This is a genomic window from Winogradskyella sp. (assembly GCF_013042245.1).
Lineage (GTDB): Bacteria > Bacteroidota > Bacteroidia > Flavobacteriales > Flavobacteriaceae > Winogradskyella.
In genome coordinates this window covers 56923-76570 of the sequence record NZ_JABDQL010000024.1, presented here as the reverse complement: position 1 = coordinate 76570, position 19648 = coordinate 56923, and the positions used below count along the sequence as shown (strand labels likewise).

Here is a 19648-nt window from a genome sequence, read left to right as displayed (position 1 = left end):
GGATTGTTTTCTCTTTAGTGTTATTTGTATAACTAAAATTGTTCTTCGTCTTTTAAACCTTGAACATATTCTGCTTTTTGAATTTGTGCTCTCCTAACTATTGAAGGTTTTTCAAATTGCTTACGAGACTGTAACTCACTACGCACACCAGTTCTATTGAACTTTTGCTTGTAGCGCTTTAATGCTCTTTCTATATTTTCTCCAGAATTAACTTGAATTTTTAACATAGGTCTTAACCTCCCTTCTTTTAGAATTTTTGAGGCGCAAATATATTAATATCTTGGAAAAGACCAATGCTTAATTTTTTTTAGATTAGGATTTAATTGAAAAATATCTACTGGATAATATTCTAGTGAGTCTTTTCTAAAATAGGTTTTGTAAATACCCTTTAATTCTCTTTTATGTGTTTGAAAATTTAGATTTACTGAATCTAAATGATATAAAGCATTTCTAACAAATTCGGAACAGTATAGTCTATAGGGATTGTCTAATAAAAAACGCTTGTCAAACTTTATTGATACCCTTTTTAATTTATGAAATCCTTTAATTAATATTTTCTTTTGATTTCTTTTTATTGAACTTACTTCATAAATACAAGCATAGTTTATTTTTTCTTGCTCAATAGCATAAAACTCTTTTAGATTTTGATAACGAAAGTCAGATAAACCATCTTTAAAATTATTTACATTATATATTAACCAATCTGAATCTTCATACAATAAAATACCTACGTGCGAACTTAAAGTGTCTCTTATATTAAAATCCTTAGCAAAGAAACCTTGCTTAGTATTAGTACCTCTATAAGCCAAATAAACTTTATTTTTCTTTAGACTTAATTCATTTAGAAAAAATTCCTGCTCATTTTTACAATTGAACAGGAATAATGATAACATGATGACTAAAAAATATCTAACCAAATTTGAAGATTTATAATTTAAACCCCAAACCTAGCTGAACTGCATAAAAATCGGTAAGATTGAAAATCTGATTACTATCTCTGTAGCTCTCTAAAAAATCTGACTTATACTTAAAGCCTAATGAAATGTTCCATTTCTCGTCCAAATCATAAATAAGACCTACATCTAAATGCATACCGAAATTAAAACCGAGCCCATTGTCATCACTGGTAGTATTTAACAAGATATTTTCAATTTCTGATTTTAGTAAATATGAACCATAAATACCAAATCCTCCAAATATTGAGATTTTATTTTCTTTACTATTATAAAATCTTAAAGAAAGTGGAATATTTATATGATCATTACTTAGAAATAAATTTTGGTTATTCGTATTTAAGAAATCGCCTCTAACTCTCAAAAACTCGATACCTGTAATTAGCGAAGTCTTATTACTCAAATAAAATTCTCTACCGATTAAACCTTCAAATACTGAGGCATTAACCTTGAATAAGTTCTCTGCTTCTAACGTAGCAATACCAAATTGATTGGTAACCAGCCATTGTCCGTTGGATTCTGTACTAACTTTTTTTTCTGATTGCCCATATGAGCTGAGTGCCAATATGACAAATATGATAACTGTTAAATTTCTCATCAATTAACCTTATTTACTTCCTCCACCAATTAATGCGCCAATGATAGCGCCACCAATAGCACCAAGAAAACCACAGCAAGCCGCTCCAATAATTATTCCTATCAAAGCACCAGTAGCTTCTTCTATTGTATGACCACTTCCTCTATGAGCATCCATAAAGGAGTTAGATAAAGATACTATTAGTTTTTCATTATCGCTTAAATTTTGAAAATCTGGATTGTTTACCAAATCATCTAAAAAAGCACCATCTTTAATTTCATTTAAAGATAATCTTGCAAAACTTGATAGATTGTAATCTTGCATAAGTTCATTATAAGTCCTTCCTTGTAATTGGGTAGTAACTATATTATCTACATCAGAGGCTAATAATTCTCCTGAACTAAAGCCCAACAAAACTAAATATTCATCAACAAGTTGTTGGGTTATTACAGAATTACTATTTGCTCTAAAAGCTTGAGAATTCTGTGAGTTATTATAATTATTTATAGCATTAATAATTCCTTCAGACTCCTTTTCATATTGATTAGTTTCTAGATAATTGACATTATTATCTGAGCAACTGTAAATACTTGGCATTAGAAAGGTAACCATTAAAAAGATTGCAATTAGTTTTCTTGTTTGTTTTAAAATTTTCATAATAAATAAGTTTTAAAATTATTTATCAGAAAGAAAGAAAGAAAGAAAGAAAGAAAGAAAGAAAGAAAATCATCACTTTAACAAAAATTTTAACTTACTAAACCACTAACAACAATACAGTTACGGTTTTTCCGTAATCTAATCTTTAAAAAGTGAAGCTCGTTTTGACAAATCATCAATCATTTCCTCATCCTCTTCACTTTCAAGAAGGATATTATAATTTCTCCAAAATTCTTTATTGTAAGGCTTAGACATAAAGATATCCATATTCCATGGTTTGGTATTTAACTCTGACTGAACGATATCTCTATCTTGTATAATTTCTGTAAAGAGTATTTCTTGTACTGTGTAATAGTAGCGTTCCTCTCTGTTATATCTGTCTATTTCTTTTTGAGTTACTTTTTTGTCCGTCTTTAGCCCAACGTTTACCAGCTTCGGCGTTTCATAATAGATGTAGTTTGGATACATCTTGTTATTGTATTCTATATAGTTTATAACGAGTTTATGATTGGTTTGTGTTCCAAAAAGACGCTTACTCCTGCTTTTTTGCTTGTCTGATGCAGCTACCAAATCATACTCTACTCGTTTTATCGCATAATTATCATAGTAGATGTATAACCAACCTTGCGCTTTATAGCCTTCATTATACATGCCTTTTGTGTCTAAACCTACAAAATCTGAACTTTCGTCTATTTTAATTTTGTAGATCTTTCTGCCATCATCTACCAATATAGTATCTAAAGCAAACTGGTGCCTTTTGAGAATATCTTCTCCGAAAAGTGATTTGGTATCTTGAACATTGCGAAGTAAACTTAGCTTACCCTGAAATAAATTTTGAAGTCCATTAACTCTTGTATCATTCCACTTGATGGCATTAACCAATTGTTGTTTTGATACATCTTGTCTTCGAATGTCTTGAGCTCTGAGCCTGTTCCTTTTTGAAATTCTATTTCGGTAAGATACATAAGAAAAAATGCTATCTACATTTCGTAAATCATAGCTCTTTCTCATTTCGTCAACGTTAATCTTAAGATGCTCTGTGCTTTTAGCTCCGTAGCCCGAATCATAGACTGTAATTGCACTTTCAATAAGCCACTTAAACTCTAATTTATTTCGCTCTTTATGACGAAGAAATCCTTTTTGTAAATAGGCTGAATCTGGTAAATTTTCTGAAAGCTCTTCAATAGCCTTTAAAACAATGGCATTACCTGTCGTTGGCCGTGGGTTTGCGAGAATAACAATTTCATCTAAAGATGCTACATCTTCATATAAAAATACATCTTGATTATTTTGAAATTCTTCAACAGCAATTCTGAAACTCTTAAAGCCTATCGAAGATATGATTAGAGTATCTTTTTTATTTGCTAAAGGGACTGTCAAAGCAAAACGACCATCGGTATTACTTATAGTACCAATTGTCGTATTCTTTACGTAAATACTAGCATTTTCAATAGGTTCGGAATAGACTGAATCAATAACTTTTCCTGTGATTTCTACTTGAGAAAATCCGATATAGGTTAATAAAAGAAAACTTAAAGAAAGGTAAAATTTGAAGCGATTATATAACATTATAAGTTGATTATGTTGTTTATAATTACACAATGGCAAAGACCATTCCGTTATGTATAAACTCCAAAACTAATCAAATTATTTTATGTTGAGAGTTTAAAGTCCTTGGCATCAATCAGAAAATCATGTAGCTGGTTTGTAATCTTTATTATCGATTACCATTTTAGCGAAATTATTTTACAATTTTCGCTAAAAAGCTAGTCAGAAAATCATGTAGCTGGTTTGTAATCTTTATTATCGATTACCATTTTAGCGATAATCTCTCTTAAGATTTCTGATGTTCCACCACCAATTGGTCCTAAACGACTATCTCTAGCCATACGTGCTAGTGGATATTCTTCCATATAGCCGTAACCTCCTAAAAACTGAAGACATTGATAAATTACATCATCTGCCATTTTAGTAGATTGCAACTTGGACATTGTCGCTTCTTTTACCACATAGTCGCCCATATCTAAGCGTTTTGTTACGTAATAATTGAATTGTTTACAAATTTCCATTTGAGTTTCACAATCTGCAAACGTATGCCTTAAAGCTTGAAATTTATTTATAGTTCTTCCAAAAGCAGTACGCTCAGACATGTATTGTTTTGCATATTCTAATGCAAATTCTGCTCTTGCATGCGCATTAACTCCCATAATTAAACGCTCCAAAGCAAAGTGCTGCATTATGTATGGAAAGCCTTGATTTTCTTCGCCCATCAAGTTTTCCGCAGGAATAATCACATTATCAAAGGCTATCTCTCCAGTATCTGAAGCTCTCCAGCCGAGCTTATCTAATTTTGTTGCTGAAACACCTGGCATATCTCTGTCAATAACAAAAATGCTGATGCCCTTATTACCTAGTTCTGGGTTTGTTTTAGCAGCTACAATTAAATAATCACTGTAAACACCATTGGTTATAAAAGTCTTAGAACCATTAATGACGTATGTCTCTTCTCTTTTTACAGCCGTAGTTCGCATACCTGCAACATCACTACCACCAAAAGGTTCAGTTATGCATAGGCAACCTATAGCATCCCCTAATACACTTGGGGTTAAGTACTTTTCTTTTTGGGCGTGGTTGCCTTCTTTATTAAGATGTGTCATTGCTAAATAAGCATGAGCCCACATCGCTGCAGAAAATCCTCCAGAATTGATACGCTGAAGTTCTTCTAACCAAATAATTGTATAAAAAAGGTCAAGGTCTAAGCCACCATAAGCTTCGGGAGTGGCTAAACCAAAATAGCCCATATCACCAAATTTCTTCCAAATGAAACGTTCTATGTAGCCTGTTTCTTCCCACTTATCAATATGCGGAACAACTTCTTTTTGTAAAAAATCTCTTAAACTTTCACGAAATAAATCGTGCTCTTCAGTGAAGTATAACTTTGACATTTATTAGCAATTTTATTAGAGTTGCAAATATAACCTAATAATATCTAATTTTTTAAGAGGGAAATACTCAACTTTTGTTAAATCGTCAATAGTTTTAAATCCATCTCGAAGTATTCGTTCTTCAATTATACTATTGGCAATTTCATAATCAATATGTGGTATAGTAACCAATTGGTCTCTCGTCGCTGTATTAAGATTAAAGCTTTTTATAGCCCTTGGTGTCTTTACTATAAATTGCTGATTGATTCGTTCTATAACTTCGGGTGTTAATCCCCATATTTGAGTTAATTCTACTTCAGACACAAAACCATTATATTTTTCTCTGTATGCTATAATACGTTCTGAAAGCTTCTCTCCAATTCCATATACTTTTTGAAGCTTAGAAGCTGTTGCTTTATTTAAGTCTTGCTTTTGAGCATAGGTTTTAACCTTATTTGTATTAGAATATGAATTACTGTAGGTCTTTGGTTTAGAATTAGTTACCCAATCCGGAAATTTAAAATACGGTGAAATTTTTGCTAGTAAAGAATCTGAAGCTTTTGTAACTTCCTGAAATTCCTTAGCAGAATTCACCCATTGATTTTTTGATCTAAATTGATGTAATCTATCAATTTCTTCATTAGACATTCCTAACGTATACCCTTTATAATCTGTTATATAATTTGGATTAAAGGGATATGTTTTTGGTACACTATTTTTAATTGCTACTTGGCGCAAAGAATCTATTTCACTTCTATAAATTTCGAGTTCTTCATCTGTTAGACTATCTATGTCCTCGGATGAAAAATCTACAAAAAAATAAACATATTGTGCAATTACTATCAGTAATACTAATAAAAAAATCCCACTTCGTTTTTGCTTGGAAAACTTGAAGTGGGATTTCATAAAATTTATGTAATAGAAATTATTTTTTTGCTTTTATAGCATCCAAATACCTAGTCAATTGTTTCTTCACAATAGGAAATAAAAAGAATAAGCCAACCATATTAGGGAATATCATTGCAAATATCATTGCGTCTGAGAATTTCCAAATTGAGCCCATACTTGCAGCCGCTCCGATTACAACAAACATTAAAAATAGAATCTTGTATACTAAATCTGCCGTTTTACCTCTTCCAAATAAAAATTTCCAAGACTGTAGGCCATAGTAGGACCATGATATCATTGTAGATACTGCGAACAACACAACAGCTACCGTCAAAAATATATTAGAATATGGAATATACTCAGCAAAAGCCTTCGAAGTGATACCTGCGCCTTCATATCCAACGCCGTCTATAAACACGACTCCTGAACCGTCACCACCATATTCAAAGAAGCCTCCAAAATTAAAAATAACAATTACTAAAGCAGTCATTGTACAAATTAAAACTGTGTCAATAAATGGCTCTAATAAAGCGACTAAACCTTCAGAAGCAGAATACTTTGTTTTAACCGCAGAATGGGCAATAGATGCAGAACCGGCACCAGCTTCATTTGAGAATGCTGCTCTTTGAAAACCAACTAATAGTACACCAATTAACCCTCCAACACCAAATGCTGTTGGATTAAAAGCTTCTCTAACAATAAGTCCTATTGCGTCATCAATTAAACTAAAATTACTGAAAATGATGTATAAACATGCTGCAACATACATTACTGCCATAAACGGAACTACTTTTTCTGTTACTTGAGCTATACGTTTAATTCCTCCAATGATTATTATACCTACTAATATTGCAAGAACTACTCCAACAATTGCTCCTGCCGCTGTACTTTCCCAGTTAAATAATTCCTTAATAACTATTGTAGCTTGATTAGATTGAGCAGCATTACCTCCACCAAAAGAACCTCCTATACAAAATACCGCAAATATTGCAGCTGCAATTTTACCAAGTATTTTAAATCCTTTAGATTTTAAACCTTTACTGATATAATACATCGGTCCGCCATAAACAACCCCATCTTCTCCAACATCTCTAAACTGAACGCCTAAAGTACATTCTACAAACTTTGTCGACATTCCTAATAGACCACAAATAATCATCCAAAACGTCGCTCCAGGACCGCCGAGAGCTATAGCTAGTGCAACACCTGCAATGTTCCCATTACCTACAGTACCTGAGACTGCGGTAGCTAAGGCCTGAAAATGACTTACTTCTCCCTCTTCACTTTCGTCTTTTATTGTTTCTATAGAATCTCCTCCTGGCGTAGAATCACCATAAGCTTCTTCCACTACTGGGTGATCAATATCATCATATTTACCTCTAACAACATTTACTGCTTTACCGAAAAAACGAATATTAGGAAACTTAAAGTAAAATGTAAAAAACATTGCACTACCCACTAAGAGCACTAAAACAAATGGAATTTCCATTGTTTCTGATTTATATATGGGGAAGAAAATTGCGTCGAAAAAACCATCAGCGATTGGCTGAAATGCTTCATCAATTTTTTGGTCTAAACCTTTTTCTTGTGCTTCTTGAGCAAAATTTAATATGGGTAATAAAAGTGCAAAAATAGTCAGAAGAGATTTCTTCATAAGTAAAGTATTAGTTAGTTTTTTTTAAAAGTAGGCTACAAGATGCTAAAAAAAAATGATTTTATAAAGCTTACAGCGTTAAAAAGGTAAGATTAAGCGATGTTATATTCTGAATTCAATTTTTCTATCTGCTCTGGGCGCCCAAGGACTATAATCTTAGAACCTGCGATAAGCTTAGTATCTGCTTCAGGATTGACTAAATATTCACCTTTTCCGTCTTTAAACCCTATAACACTGCAGCCTGTTTGCCGTCTTAAATCTAGCTGTCTTATTGTTTTTACAACACTTACATCATAAAGCTGCTCTACCTTTACTTCTTCTATATTAATGTTTTGTTCACCGACAATACCTAAATTATCTATAAACTCTACTAAATCAGGAATAACAACTAAAGACGCCATATGATCACCACCTATTCTATCTGGTGAGATTACATTATTAGCTCCTGCTAATTTCAACTTATTATAAGATGTCTCCTGAGAGGCACGACTTATAATACTCATTGTTTTATTAATCTGTCTTGCAGAAAGTACTACAAACAAATTATCGGCGTCACTTGGTAATGCAGATATTAATGTATTTGCACTTTCTATACCTGCTTCAAAGAGTGTTTCATCTTCATTGGCATTACCATGTACAAACAATAAATCTTCATCTTGAAATTTTTCAATTATATCTTTATCCCTTTCTATAATAACAAAAGACTTTTTATAAGCTAGTAGCTTTTTGGCTGCTTGTTTTCCATTGCGCCCAAAACCACATATAATAATGTGATTAGACATATTATTTATTAGCTTTTGCATTTTACGTTGTTTTATATTTTCAAAATTATTTTTATTCAAAATGTATTCTGTAATAATTGTTATAGCATAACCTACAATTACAATACTTGCAAGTATTAAAAAAATTGTGAATATCTTAGATTGGGTATCTAAAGGATTTACTTCTGCAAAACCAACAGTAGTTATTGTAATAACCGTCATGTAAGCGGCATCAACCCAAGAGTAATCTGAAATAAATCTATAACCTAAAACACCTATAAACATTATAATGAGTAGCATTATTAATGCTGTATATATCCTAGACCTAAATAATTTTAATAATGGATTTCCCATAATTTATAAGTCAAATACCGAGGTTCTTTTGGTGTAAATAACATCCTTGATACGCATCCAAAACGCTAAAAATAAATAAAGTGCAAAACCAAAACCTAAAGTTACAAAAGTCAAATACATAAAAGTAGTACGTACTATCTTTGCGCGAATCCCTATACGGTCTGCTATACGCTGACAAACGTAATAACCTCTCTTTTGAAAATACAATAGTAATTGATAAAATAGTTTCATCCTGCAAGTTATTTATTTTTTACCACTAAACCATTACCAATTGCACATTGTAAGCATTTATTTTTATCGCAATATTGGGTTTTAAGCTGTATTAATCCTTGAGATGTCATCGCTGACTTTTCTAAATCTTTTAAAGCTAAAAACTTATCGACTATGCTATTTTTTTCAATTTTTATAGATTTAATCAAATCTAAAATAGCATCTTCATAAGCTTTCCCTAATGATTTTGCATAGCTGAATTTTATAGGTATGATAGTATTAATTAACAATAAATCAATAAACGATTTAGTCAATCTCTTTTTAGTCGACTTTGATGATTTTGAAAATGTATAGTGAGATTCCCAAAATTTAGAAGTTTCTACTTGAAACAAAGTATAGACTTCATTAATATTTTGAATATCAATTATTTTTGAAAATAGATTCTGTTCTCTAAAAAACAACATCGCCAACTGGGATAAACGAATTGTTGGAAAATTAGGTGGCCGCAGTCGAAAAAATTGCAGTGGTAAAACTCCTTTATTATTTAATTGAAATTTCTGTTTTAAAAACTGATAACGTTTCTCTAAATCATTTAAATAAGTCTCTTCTACATCTTTAACTAGTAAATTGGCTTGACCAAAAAATAAGGCTTCCAAATCTAAAACGTCATTACGTACTTTTCTAATAACTGAAAAATCTGTAGCATTTGCCAAACTCATAAATGTTTCTCCATTAACTTTAAGTCCAAAGTTTTTGCACAACATTTTAAAAAATACGGCTTCCCAATCGTTTTTAGAGTTATCTAGTAACTTATAGATATCTTTAGATTTTCGTTCAAGACGTTCAATATATAAACGCTCTAACCAATTATTAATCGTAAAGTCATCTACAGAATTGAAATCATTTTCGCAATTAATCCAAGTTTTGGAGAGTATAAGCTTTTTATAATTTTGAAGTAATTTAGTATTAACATAAGCCTTTAACTCTAAAGTTGGTATTACTGAATTATCTTTTCTAAAAACTTCGGTATCATGCTCCCACACGACATGGAGGATGACATTGTCGTAAGCCTCATCTTTTTCATGATTATGCACATACCAGTCTGAAGACTTTAAATGAATCTCAACATTACCAGCCCATTTTTGGGTATCTATTTCAAGTAGTGAATTAAAAAAATCTGGACCAGAATTATGATTGTGTTGTCCCAAATTAATTATAGAAATAAGCGCTCCGTTAGTTGACTCTAAACAAGAGGTGTCGAACTTTTTGTATTTCCATATAAAATGAAGAAAATCTTCTTGCATGCACTAAAATAAAAAATCCCAAGCAATGCTCGAGATTTTAATTTCAAAAATATCTTTTTGATTAGTCTATATAACCCATTTCGCGCATCCAATCATCATTAAACATTTTACCAACATAACGGCTACCGTGGTCATGAAATAAGACAACAACAACATCATCTGGCCCGAAATGGTCTTTTAGTTGCAATACACCTTTAATAGCTGCTCCGGCAGAGTTACCTAAAAACATACCTTCTTCCTTAGCAAGTTTTTGAGTGTAAACTGCAGCATCTTTATCCGTTACTTTAGTAAAGCCATCAATTACGCCAAAGTTTACATTTGCAGGTAAAATATCTTCGCCAATACCTTCAGTTACATAAGGGTAAATCTCATTTTCATCAAAAATACCAGTTTCATGATATTTTTTAAATACTGAACCGTAAGTATCAATTCCCCAAACTTTAACGTTAGGATTTTTCATTTTCAAATAACTTCCTACTCCAGAAATTGTTCCTCCTGTACCTACACCTACTACAAAATGTGTGACTTTACCATCGGTTTGTTCCCAAATTTCAGGACCTGTAGTTTTAAAATGTGCTTTACAATTACTTGGATTATCATATTGATTAACATACCAAGAATTAGGTGTTTCTTCACCTAAGCGTTTTGATACTGAATAATAACTTCGGGGGTCGTCTGGCTCAACATCTGTTGGGCAGACTACAACCTCAGCTCCAACTGCTCTTAAAATATCCATTTTTTCTTTAGACTGCTTGTCGCTAATTACAAAAATACATTTGTAGCCTTTGATTATAGCAGCTAAAGCGAGGCCCATTCCTGTATTTCCAGAAGTACCCTCAATGATAGTTCCTCCTGGCTTTAAACGTCCGTCTGCTTCTGCGTCTTCAATCATTTGAAGCGCCATTCTATCTTTAACTGAGTTTCCCGGATTAAATGTTTCGTATTTAGCCAATACCAAACAAGGTAAATCCTCAACTAATTTATTTATTTTAACCATTGGTGTGTTACCAATAGTTCCTAATATATTTTCTGCGTAGTCCATAAGTCATTTTTGCGGTGCAAAGTTACGCTAAAAGTTAAAAAGTGAAAGCTAAATAACTATTATGTTTAATCGAATCGGATTGCCTTAACAGGGGAAATTTTAGAAACAATAACTGAAGGAATTAGTAACATTAATAGGCACAATACAAATGTTCCAAAATTAAGTAACAGAATGTAATCTAAACTTAGATAAACGGGCGCTTCGCTTACATAATAGGTGTCTGGGTTCAAAGGAAATAATTTGAAATATTTCTGCGCAAACAATAAGCTCAAACCTATGATATTTCCCCAAAGTAGACCCAGACCAATTAAGTAGGATGCATTATATAAAAACACTTTACGTACAGACCAATTCGCAGTACCTAAAGCTTTAAGAATACCAATCATCTGTGTCCGTTCCAAAATAAGAACAAGCAATGCTGTAATCATATTTATACCAGCTACCAAAATCATAATAGCAATGATACCATAGGTGTTGTTATCAAAAATTTCAATCCAATTGAATACAGAACTGTACTTTTTAGTAATAGTAGTTGACTTCATCAAAGATGGAACCTCACGATATACTTCTTCTCCTTTTTCTTCAATTTTAGTAAAATCGTTAATAAAAATTTCAAAAGCACCTACTTGATCTGGTTCCCATTTGTTTAGACGTTGAATGTGTCTAATATCAATAAGACAAAACTTTTTATCTAATTCTTGAAAACCTGAATTGTAAATTCCAACAATTTCAAAGTTACGTATACGCGGAAGCCTGTCAAGGTTTTCAGCAAAAAGTGTTTGAAACTGATTGCCTACTTTAAAACCTAATCTATTAGCTAAGTAGTTTGAAATCAATATTTCATTATTTAGCTTTCCTGAAAAATCTGGCAATCTACCATCGACAAGGAATTCTTCAAAGTAATTCCAACTATAATCTTTACCAACACCCTTGACTACAACACCTTCAAAATCTTGCTCTGTACGGATTAAGGTAAACTTACTTGCTGTACCTTGAATATGGGTAATCCCTTCTACTGCAGTAAACTCAGGGTAAAAATCTTGGTCTATACTTATAGGAACTTGTGATTCGTCAGAAGCATTAGTGTCATAATTATCAACGATAATATGCCCGTTGAAAGCTGCTACTTTATCTCTAATTTTCTCTTGAAGACCCAAACCTGTAGCGATAGCAATAAGCATAACCACTATACCAATAGCAATTGCAGCAATCCCAATTTTAATTATTGGTGCCGATACACTACTTTTATAAGATTTACTGCCAATTATACGTTTGGCTATAAACAACTCAAAATTCAAAATCTGATATGGGATTTAAGATGCTCAAAAATACAGTTTTATTTATTGTTTTGATAGCGATTTCGTGTGCTTCTAAAACTAAAAACGATGTTGCTGATATTGATGTAACCACTAAACAAGTTCAGGATAACAAAAACATCATTATTGGAGCAGACCGAGTTGGAAAATATTTACCCATTTTAAAAGGAAAGTCTATTGGAATTGTTGCTAACCAAACCTCAATGATAACGGTTTTACAAAAAAATCCCGTTAACGCTTCGACAATGGGCAGCTCTAAAACTACACTGCATATTGTCGATTATTTACATAATTACGGATTCATAGATGTAAAGAGAATTTTTTCGCCAGAACACGGTTTTAGAGGTAAAGCAGACGCTGGAGAATTGGTTAAAGATGGTAAAGACAGTAGAACAGGATTACCTATAGCATCTTTACATGGAAAAACTAAAAAACCTAGTGCAAAACTGCTCAAAGATATAGATGTCATGGTCTTTGATATCCAAGATGTAGGTGTTCGATTTTACACATATATATCAACTCTACATTATGTTATGGAAGCTTGTGCGGAAAGTGACATACCACTTTTAATATTAGACCGGCCAAACCCAAATGGTTCTTATGTAGATGGACCAGTCTTAGAAAAAAAACACAGCAGTTTTTTAGGTATGCATCCTATTCCTTTGGTACACGGAATGACTATTGGCGAGTATGCGCAAATGATTAATGATGAAAATTGGTTAAAAGATGGTATTAAGTGTGATGTAACTATTATTCCTATTAAAAATTACAATCACCAAATGACTTATAGTTTACCCATAAGACCTTCTCCAAATTTACCAAACGACCAATCTATAATGCTGTATCCTAGTTTGGGTCTGTTTGAAGGCACCAATATTAATGCCGGTAGAGGAACTGAATTTCAGTTTCAACGCTATGGTGCTCCATTTTTAGATAAGAATTATTACTCTTTTAGCTATACTCCAGTTTCAAACTTTGGTGCAAAATATCCAAAACACCAAAATTCTGTTTGTTATGGTGTAGATTTATCTAATACAAATGCAGATAGAAGCTTTAGTCTAAAATATATTATTGACGCTTATAATAATTCTACAGACAAAACTAAATTCTTTATAACATCAGGCTTTACTTCGCACGCAGGTACAGAAAAATTACAGAAACAAATAGAATCGGGATTAAGTGAGAGTGAAATTAGAGAAAGCTGGAAAGATGAAATTAACGCTTATAATATGATGCGTCAGAAATATCTCCTATATGAGTTGTAAGTACTTACCGCTAGTAGGATATTCTTAAAACCTCAACAACAAAAACAATATAGCTACCATGACGTTACGCCTTTTTTTTAATCTATTAAGAGGTAGTTTTTAAGAATTACGATCTACTCTAACGTTAACTTCTTTGTCTTCAGAATTATTAGCAGTATATAAATAGTTTATTTTTTTATTACTCCTAAGAATAAGTGTGTCCTTAGTTTTATTTAAATCATGATATAATCCTGAGGCAACAATTTTTTGTTTTGCGTATCGTCGCAAATCCGTTTTGAGAAAACGAAGTATTAACAAAGCCGGCAATTAGGATTGCTGTTATTAGGTGGGGAATATTTTCATATCTCTACTAAGTTAAACCGAAAGTTTATCTTAACAGAAATTAATTAATCATGCTCAATCTACGAGTTTTAAGAGATTATAGATGGTCTCAATTTTAGTTTAACAATAGTTTATATCAGCTTTAAAATTTAAGAATTTGAATATCAGTACTTTATAATGAGTATTAATCTAAAAAATAATTTTACTTACTTATCGGCAGAAAGTGTAGGCTTCTCGTAAGGTTGAAAGGGCTGTTTTAATAATTCTGGTATACGACTATTCTTAAGCTCATCAGGAAAGACATCAACACCATAGACTAATTTTTCGCGCTCCATATACATATATGTTCCAAAGATTCTATCCCAAATCGAAAATATATTCCCATAATTAGAATCTGTATAAGGTAATCTATAATGATGATGAATCTTATGCATATCGGGTGAAATAAGAACGTAACTAATGGCTTTATCTATAACTTTTGGCAATTTTATATTGGCATGTGTAAACTGAGTAAAAATTAGTGATATGGCTTGATAAAGCATAACGATAGCTATTGGCGTACCAACAACAAAAATCCCTAAGAGTGTAAACGAAAATCTAATCAGGCTTTCTATAGGATGATGACGATTGGCTGTCGTTGTATCTACTTTGTGGTCTGTATGGTGCACCAAATGCACCATCCATAATGGTTTTATTTTATGCTCAACAAAATGGGCGAGATAAGCCCCAAAGAAGTCTAATAATAATACACCTATAAGAATATAACTCCAAAGCGGTATTTCTGGCAACCAATTTATAATACCAAAATTACTTGCTTTTACCCAATCTGCTGACCAAAGCAGTATAAAGGCTAATCCGAAATTTATAATAATAGTGGTTAGTGTAAAAAAGAAATTTGGTACCGCATGTCGCCATTTTTTATAGTTGAATTTAAATAACGGCACTGCTCCTTCTAGTAACCAAAACAAAATAATACCTGACACTAATAGTATACTTCTATGCGAAGAAGGTATCGTTTCAAAATAATTGTAAAGTGTCTCCATAATCATCTCTTGATATTTACTATTTGCTGGGCAAGTTTCAAATTTAATAAAGAAATATCTTTTTCTAAAGCAGCAAATTTTTCTGTTTCCCCTAATAATTTATAGGCTGTGTAAGACAAAAATGCTTTTAATGATTGATTGGTTTCCTTCAAATCTTCATCATCTATCTTTCTAAGCTGTCTCAGTACCTTTTTTGGTCTGTTTTTTATTAAATCTTTTTTCAACTTAGTTAATAAAACACGTTGATTCAAAGCCGGTTTGTCTTTCAGGTCCTCATCATTTAAAATAAACTCTTCTGCTTCATTAAAATAGATTTCTGATAATTTCAGTATTTCAGACCTTACAGACTTATTGACAAAAATGCTGTAGTCTAGGTATTTTGCCCCCAAATAAAATGCAGAATAAAAATCTTTATTATAAAAATAATTGACTAATTCTTGCTTTAAGTAAGATGTATTAAGATTATACTTTGTTATAAAATTTGAAAGATTTAACAAATCTACGAGAGCCCCAGAAGTCCCAATAATATTTCCATTGGCATCCATAATTTTTAAGGAATCGTCACTAAAATCATCTATATAACTCCGACTTCGCTTCCCTTCTATCTCCTGTAACATATCCTCATAAAAAATTTCATCTACTTTTACAGGTACAAAATAGGTCCAAAGTAGTTGGGTTAATTCTGGAGAGCCAAAAAGATTTCTCAAAAAAACATCCTTGCCCGTTGCTTTATCCTTAATCACTATGGGTAAAGGATACTCAGTGGCTTCTTGCCAAACCATAAGAACCAACTTATTTTCTGCTCTAGCTAATCGTGTTGCTATCTTCATAGACTCCATCCAATTTTGTGATGGCAGAGACAATGTAAAACCAATAAGAATTGTAAAAAAGAATCTCTTCATAGTTATAATTTTATCTGTTGCTTCATGGCTTCAACAATATTGTAAGCTGCAGGACAAATAGCTACGTTTTCTAGTGTTAGATTAGAAATTTGCTGAAACTTCTTTCTATCTGTATGCGGAAACTCTCGGCATGCCTTAGGACGCACTTCATAAATAGAACAATAGTTATCTGCTCCTAAAAACGCACATGGAACTAACTGAAGTACATAATCATTTTCCTCATCTAGCTTCAAAAATTGTTCCGTAAATTGATGTGGTTTTAGTTTAAAGTGTTTAGCAATTCTCACAATATCTTTATCTGTAAAAAGCGGACCCGTTGTTTTGCAACAATTAGCGCATTCTAGACAATCTGTACGTTGAAATTCTTCCTCGTGAAACTCTTGCATCATATAATCCAACTTTTTGGGAGGCTTCTTCTTTAGCTTAGTAAAAAACATTTTGTTTTCCTTATGCTTATCTTTGGCTAATTTTGGAAGTTTATCGATTTGGTCTTGCATAATGCTAAATTACAAATTAAAGAAAGCTGAATCAAATACATTATAGAACGTTTATGAAAGACCTTTTTGGCAATGCCTTAGTAGATTATTTCAACGGAAATTATTCTGAAGATATTATAACATCTACAAATATTTCAGATGATGATGTTTTACCACTGCCCTACCTGTTTAGAGTGTATTCTGAAATGCCAAAGCTAGAACAAGAGGCATTACAGCTTTGTAAAGGTAAAGTTTTAGATGTTGGTTGTGGCGCAGGAAGTCACAGTTTATATCTTCAAGACAAGGGCTTTAATGTCAAAGCTATTGACAGCTCCAAAGGCGCAATTAAAGTTGCAAAAAAAAGAGGTGTTATACATGCAGAATTAAAACCACTTTTAGAAGAAACTGAAACTTTTAATACTATTCTTCTACTAATGAATGGCACTGGAATTTTTCAAGAAATGATTCAAGTTTCTTATTATCTAAAGCACTTAAAATCGATTTTAAATCCTGATGGACAAATCATCATTGACTCCTCAGACATTAAATATATGTATATAGATGAAGATGGTGGCACTTGGATGGATATAAATAGTGGCTATTATGGCGAATTGGATTATTATCTCAGCTATAAAGGTGAAAATGAAAACCCAATAAAATGGCTTTACCTTGATTTTGAAACATTAAAACTAGCTTGTAAAACTGTTGGTTTACAATGCGAGAAGATTATTGATGGTAACCATTATGACTATCTAGCTAGAATTGGCTTTTAGGTATTTATTTTTTCTATTTCAAAACCCAACTTTCCAAACTTTATCTGAAGCTTCAAGATATTCTGATAGTGCTGCAGAACCATACCATGGAAATAAATCGTAGTCTAAAAACTTAGCTTTTATTGCTGGGTCAGTTGCCAATAGTGTCTTGGCTTTTTCAATATCACTTTCATTTAAAATAAAAATACCTCTGTAATTTTTATCATTCTTTCCAATAGGTCCAGCAACGACTAATTTACCAGCCTCAACCATGGTGTTCATATTAGACATGTGTCCTGAAAAAGCCTTATCTACTTTAGCTTTGTCAGTAGATGTATTAGTTCCTGTTTTAAGAATTACAAAAATGTAAGATTTCATTCCGTAATCGTCGGCACCTACTTTTTTTGCAAGTTCTGCATCGTAATTTGGATTTGTTTTCTGTGCGTTAGCAAAAGTAACATTGCAACAGAATACGAATAAAGTAAAAAGAGTTCTCATAGTCTTAATTTTTAAAAATCAAACTGATAGGTCGCGCCAACCAAAAACTGAATACCTTGAACTGGGAAATTTTGCCAGCGTTGGTAATCTTGATTTGCAATATTATTCACTTTTGCACAAACCGATAGGTAGTCCGTAACATTATAGCCTAAATGAGCATTAGCATCAAAGAAACTATCTAAAGTTACTGTGGTCGGATTAGATGGTATTAGTGTACCAAGAAGTAGAGACTGATCTTTACGTTCTCCTGTAAAGAATAGACTTCCGCCCATAAACCATTGTCTAGATATTTGATAATCTAAAAACAAAGAACCTTGTACGTTAGGCAAATTCCAAGCTTCAGACTCTACATCTGTGTTGTAGTTAAAATACTCACCTTTAATAGCTAGCTTAAAATTTCTATTAACATCAATATTTAATTCGCCACCTACGGAAAACGTTTTCACATTATCATAAACAACTCCAAAAGAGTTGCCTAACTGATAATCTTCTACAGCAAAGGTTTGCGCATTATTTGCTCTAAATAAAGCCTTGTTTTCTTCAGCAAAATAATTTCCTTTGATATTATAACTTACATTATTAGACATCTTCCCTTTTAACCCTATAAACCCATGATACTGTTGATCTGTTGGTGTTACCAATAACGTTGGTGACACAAATGGATTTACCTCTACAAAACCGTGATAAGAATTCTGTATTAAGTCTCCTGTAATCCCGGCATAACCGATTAAAATATCACTAACCAAACGATAGCTTGCCTCTATATTTGGGTAAATTAAAAGTTTATTTTCATTGAACTCTGTATCATTTAAGTACGTTAATTGCACTCCTAAATTAACTGTTAAATCATCTTGTTTTAATTGATAACACGGTGCCAAACTAATATTAATATTCCCATAATCTAAACCTGTAGTTGTGTTGTAGTTTCTATCGAAACTTCCTCCAAGATAATCTACTCTGAATTCTGTTTCTATAACTTGATCACTAATCGGTACATCAAAAGATGTCTTTGCTACAAAACGATTTTCTCCAGAATCTCTATTATCTCCAAACCTTCTAAACCGTACACTTCCGTCTTTAATAAAAGAGTTATCGAAACCCATTTTACCACCAACGTAAAAACTATTATACCTTATTTGTGAGTCTATTGTATTGGCTTCTGTTTGCCCAAAAAACTCTTGTGGTAAGCCATACCAATTATATGCCATGACATCAGCACCTAAGTCTATTTTCCATGAAAAGTCATTGAGCTTCTGAGAGTAATTAACATTTAATCCTGTTTTTGAAAAATTATCATCTAAAAGTAAACCTTCTATGCCGCCTTGAGAGGAATGATGACTAAAATAACCACCTACATTCTCACCAAAGTTTAGCTCGTGATTTAAGTAAACTTCTCCTATAATGGTTGTATAACTTCCAAATCCTAATGAGGCATAATTATCATATAACTTTACAGGTTTTGCTTTATCTAAAGTAGCCGCTTTTCCTTTAGCGGGCGTAAATGTAGATGCTACTGGAATTGAAAAAATATTATACTTAACCTCTTTTTGATTGATGGTATTACCATCTTTCAAAGACGGCCTCTCTTTTATCTTAAAAGCATCAGAAATTGTAGGTGTATATGGCTTTATAACATTAACAGTTTGGTCATCGATAGTATCTTTTGTGCCTACCTGCGCAAAAGAAAATGAAACAAATGTGATTAGTAAAACTGCTATTTTATATTTGATATTCATGAATTTAGTTTTGAT

21 protein-coding genes are annotated in these 19648 nt (G+C 32.2%); 2 read left to right on the top strand and 19 right to left on the bottom strand.

The window, feature by feature from the left end; genetic code table 11:
- Nucleotides 1–32: 32 nt before the first annotated feature.
- The 13 genes from rpsU to HKP48_RS01930 form a co-directional block, all read right to left on the bottom strand.
- Complete coding sequence (gene rpsU, locus HKP48_RS01990; protein WP_296342280.1) at nucleotides 33–227, bottom strand: 30S ribosomal protein S21; 195 nt, start codon at nucleotides 225–227, stop codon at nucleotides 33–35.
- A 45-nt stretch (nucleotides 228–272) separates the two neighbouring features.
- On the bottom strand, nucleotides 273–809 hold the full coding sequence (locus HKP48_RS01985) for a YiiX/YebB-like N1pC/P60 family cysteine hydrolase (protein WP_296342279.1): 537 nt from the start codon (nucleotides 807–809) through the stop codon (nucleotides 273–275).
- Nucleotides 810–927: 118 nt separating this feature from the next.
- Nucleotides 928–1551 carry an outer membrane beta-barrel protein gene (locus HKP48_RS01980; protein WP_296342276.1) on the bottom strand — a complete coding sequence of 208 codons (624 nt, stop codon included), beginning with the start codon at nucleotides 1549–1551 and terminating at the stop codon, nucleotides 928–930.
- Between the two features lie 9 nt (nucleotides 1552–1560).
- The gene (locus HKP48_RS01975) at nucleotides 1561–2187 is read right to left on the bottom strand and encodes a hypothetical protein (RefSeq protein WP_296342274.1); all 627 of its coding nucleotides are present in this window, start codon (nucleotides 2185–2187) and stop codon (nucleotides 1561–1563) included.
- A gap of 138 nt (nucleotides 2188–2325) precedes the next feature.
- On the bottom strand, nucleotides 2326–3756 hold the full coding sequence (locus HKP48_RS01970; RefSeq protein ID WP_296342272.1) for a carboxypeptidase-like regulatory domain-containing protein: 1431 nt from the start codon (nucleotides 3754–3756) through the stop codon (nucleotides 2326–2328).
- A 209-nt stretch (nucleotides 3757–3965) separates the two neighbouring features.
- Entirely contained in the window at nucleotides 3966–5132 is a 1167-nt protein-coding gene (locus tag HKP48_RS01965; RefSeq protein WP_296342269.1) for an acyl-CoA dehydrogenase family protein, read from the bottom strand.
- 15 nt (nucleotides 5133–5147) lie between these two features.
- Complete coding sequence (locus HKP48_RS01960; protein ID WP_296342267.1) at nucleotides 5148–6017, bottom strand: helix-hairpin-helix domain-containing protein; 870 nt, start codon at nucleotides 6015–6017, stop codon at nucleotides 5148–5150.
- Nucleotides 6018–6036: 19 nt separating this feature from the next.
- Complete coding sequence (locus HKP48_RS01955; protein WP_296342266.1) at nucleotides 6037–7653, bottom strand: alanine/glycine:cation symporter family protein; 1617 nt, start codon at nucleotides 7651–7653, stop codon at nucleotides 6037–6039.
- 92 nt (nucleotides 7654–7745) lie between these two features.
- Nucleotides 7746–8768: a potassium channel protein gene (locus HKP48_RS01950; protein WP_296342264.1), complete on the bottom strand. Its 1023-nt coding sequence runs from the start codon at nucleotides 8766–8768 to the stop codon at nucleotides 7746–7748.
- A 3-nt stretch (nucleotides 8769–8771) separates the two neighbouring features.
- Nucleotides 8772–8999 carry a PspC domain-containing protein gene (locus tag HKP48_RS01945; RefSeq protein ID WP_296342262.1) on the bottom strand — a complete coding sequence of 76 codons (228 nt, stop codon included), beginning with the start codon at nucleotides 8997–8999 and terminating at the stop codon, nucleotides 8772–8774.
- An 8-nt stretch (nucleotides 9000–9007) separates the two neighbouring features.
- Entirely contained in the window at nucleotides 9008–10282 is a 1275-nt protein-coding gene (locus HKP48_RS01940) for a DUF2851 family protein (RefSeq protein ID WP_296342260.1), read from the bottom strand.
- A 61-nt stretch (nucleotides 10283–10343) separates the two neighbouring features.
- Entirely contained in the window at nucleotides 10344–11324 is a 981-nt protein-coding gene (locus HKP48_RS01935; protein WP_296342258.1) for a cysteine synthase family protein, read from the bottom strand.
- Nucleotides 11325–11389: 65 nt separating this feature from the next.
- Nucleotides 11390–12622 carry an FtsX-like permease family protein gene (locus HKP48_RS01930; RefSeq protein WP_296342256.1) on the bottom strand — a complete coding sequence of 411 codons (1233 nt, stop codon included), beginning with the start codon at nucleotides 12620–12622 and terminating at the stop codon, nucleotides 11390–11392.
- Nucleotides 12623–12630: 8 nt separating this feature from the next.
- Here HKP48_RS01930 and HKP48_RS01925 point away from each other — a divergent pair, with 8 nt between their 5' ends.
- Nucleotides 12631–13905: a DUF1343 domain-containing protein gene (locus HKP48_RS01925; RefSeq protein ID WP_296342253.1), complete on the top strand. Its 1275-nt coding sequence runs from the start codon at nucleotides 12631–12633 to the stop codon at nucleotides 13903–13905.
- Between the two features lie 99 nt (nucleotides 13906–14004).
- On the opposite strand, the gene HKP48_RS01920 is transcribed toward HKP48_RS01925, so the two are convergent.
- From HKP48_RS01920 to HKP48_RS01905, 4 genes are all read right to left on the bottom strand, one after another.
- Nucleotides 14005–14172, bottom strand: coding sequence for a hypothetical protein (locus tag HKP48_RS01920; protein ID WP_296342251.1), 168 nt, complete (start codon nucleotides 14170–14172; stop codon nucleotides 14005–14007).
- A gap of 260 nt (nucleotides 14173–14432) precedes the next feature.
- Nucleotides 14433–15269: a sterol desaturase family protein gene (locus HKP48_RS01915; RefSeq protein ID WP_296342249.1), complete on the bottom strand. Its 837-nt coding sequence runs from the start codon at nucleotides 15267–15269 to the stop codon at nucleotides 14433–14435.
- A gap of 2 nt (nucleotides 15270–15271) precedes the next feature.
- Nucleotides 15272–16171, bottom strand: coding sequence for a hypothetical protein (locus HKP48_RS01910; protein ID WP_296342247.1), 900 nt, complete (start codon nucleotides 16169–16171; stop codon nucleotides 15272–15274).
- A gap of 2 nt (nucleotides 16172–16173) precedes the next feature.
- Nucleotides 16174–16668: a YkgJ family cysteine cluster protein gene (locus HKP48_RS01905; protein WP_296342245.1), complete on the bottom strand. Its 495-nt coding sequence runs from the start codon at nucleotides 16666–16668 to the stop codon at nucleotides 16174–16176.
- A 53-nt stretch (nucleotides 16669–16721) separates the two neighbouring features.
- Here HKP48_RS01905 and HKP48_RS01900 point away from each other — a divergent pair, with 53 nt between their 5' ends.
- Nucleotides 16722–17420: a methyltransferase domain-containing protein gene (locus HKP48_RS01900; protein ID WP_296342243.1), complete on the top strand. Its 699-nt coding sequence runs from the start codon at nucleotides 16722–16724 to the stop codon at nucleotides 17418–17420.
- 18 nt (nucleotides 17421–17438) lie between these two features.
- On the opposite strand, the gene HKP48_RS01895 is transcribed toward HKP48_RS01900, so the two are convergent.
- Nucleotides 17439–17897: a hypothetical protein gene (locus tag HKP48_RS01895; RefSeq protein ID WP_296342241.1), complete on the bottom strand. Its 459-nt coding sequence runs from the start codon at nucleotides 17895–17897 to the stop codon at nucleotides 17439–17441.
- Between the two features lie 11 nt (nucleotides 17898–17908).
- Nucleotides 17909–19633 (bottom strand): TonB-dependent receptor, encoded by a 1725-nt coding sequence (locus tag HKP48_RS01890; RefSeq protein ID WP_296342239.1) that lies wholly within the window; start codon nucleotides 19631–19633, stop codon nucleotides 17909–17911.
- Nucleotides 19634–19648 lie beyond the last annotated feature (15 nt).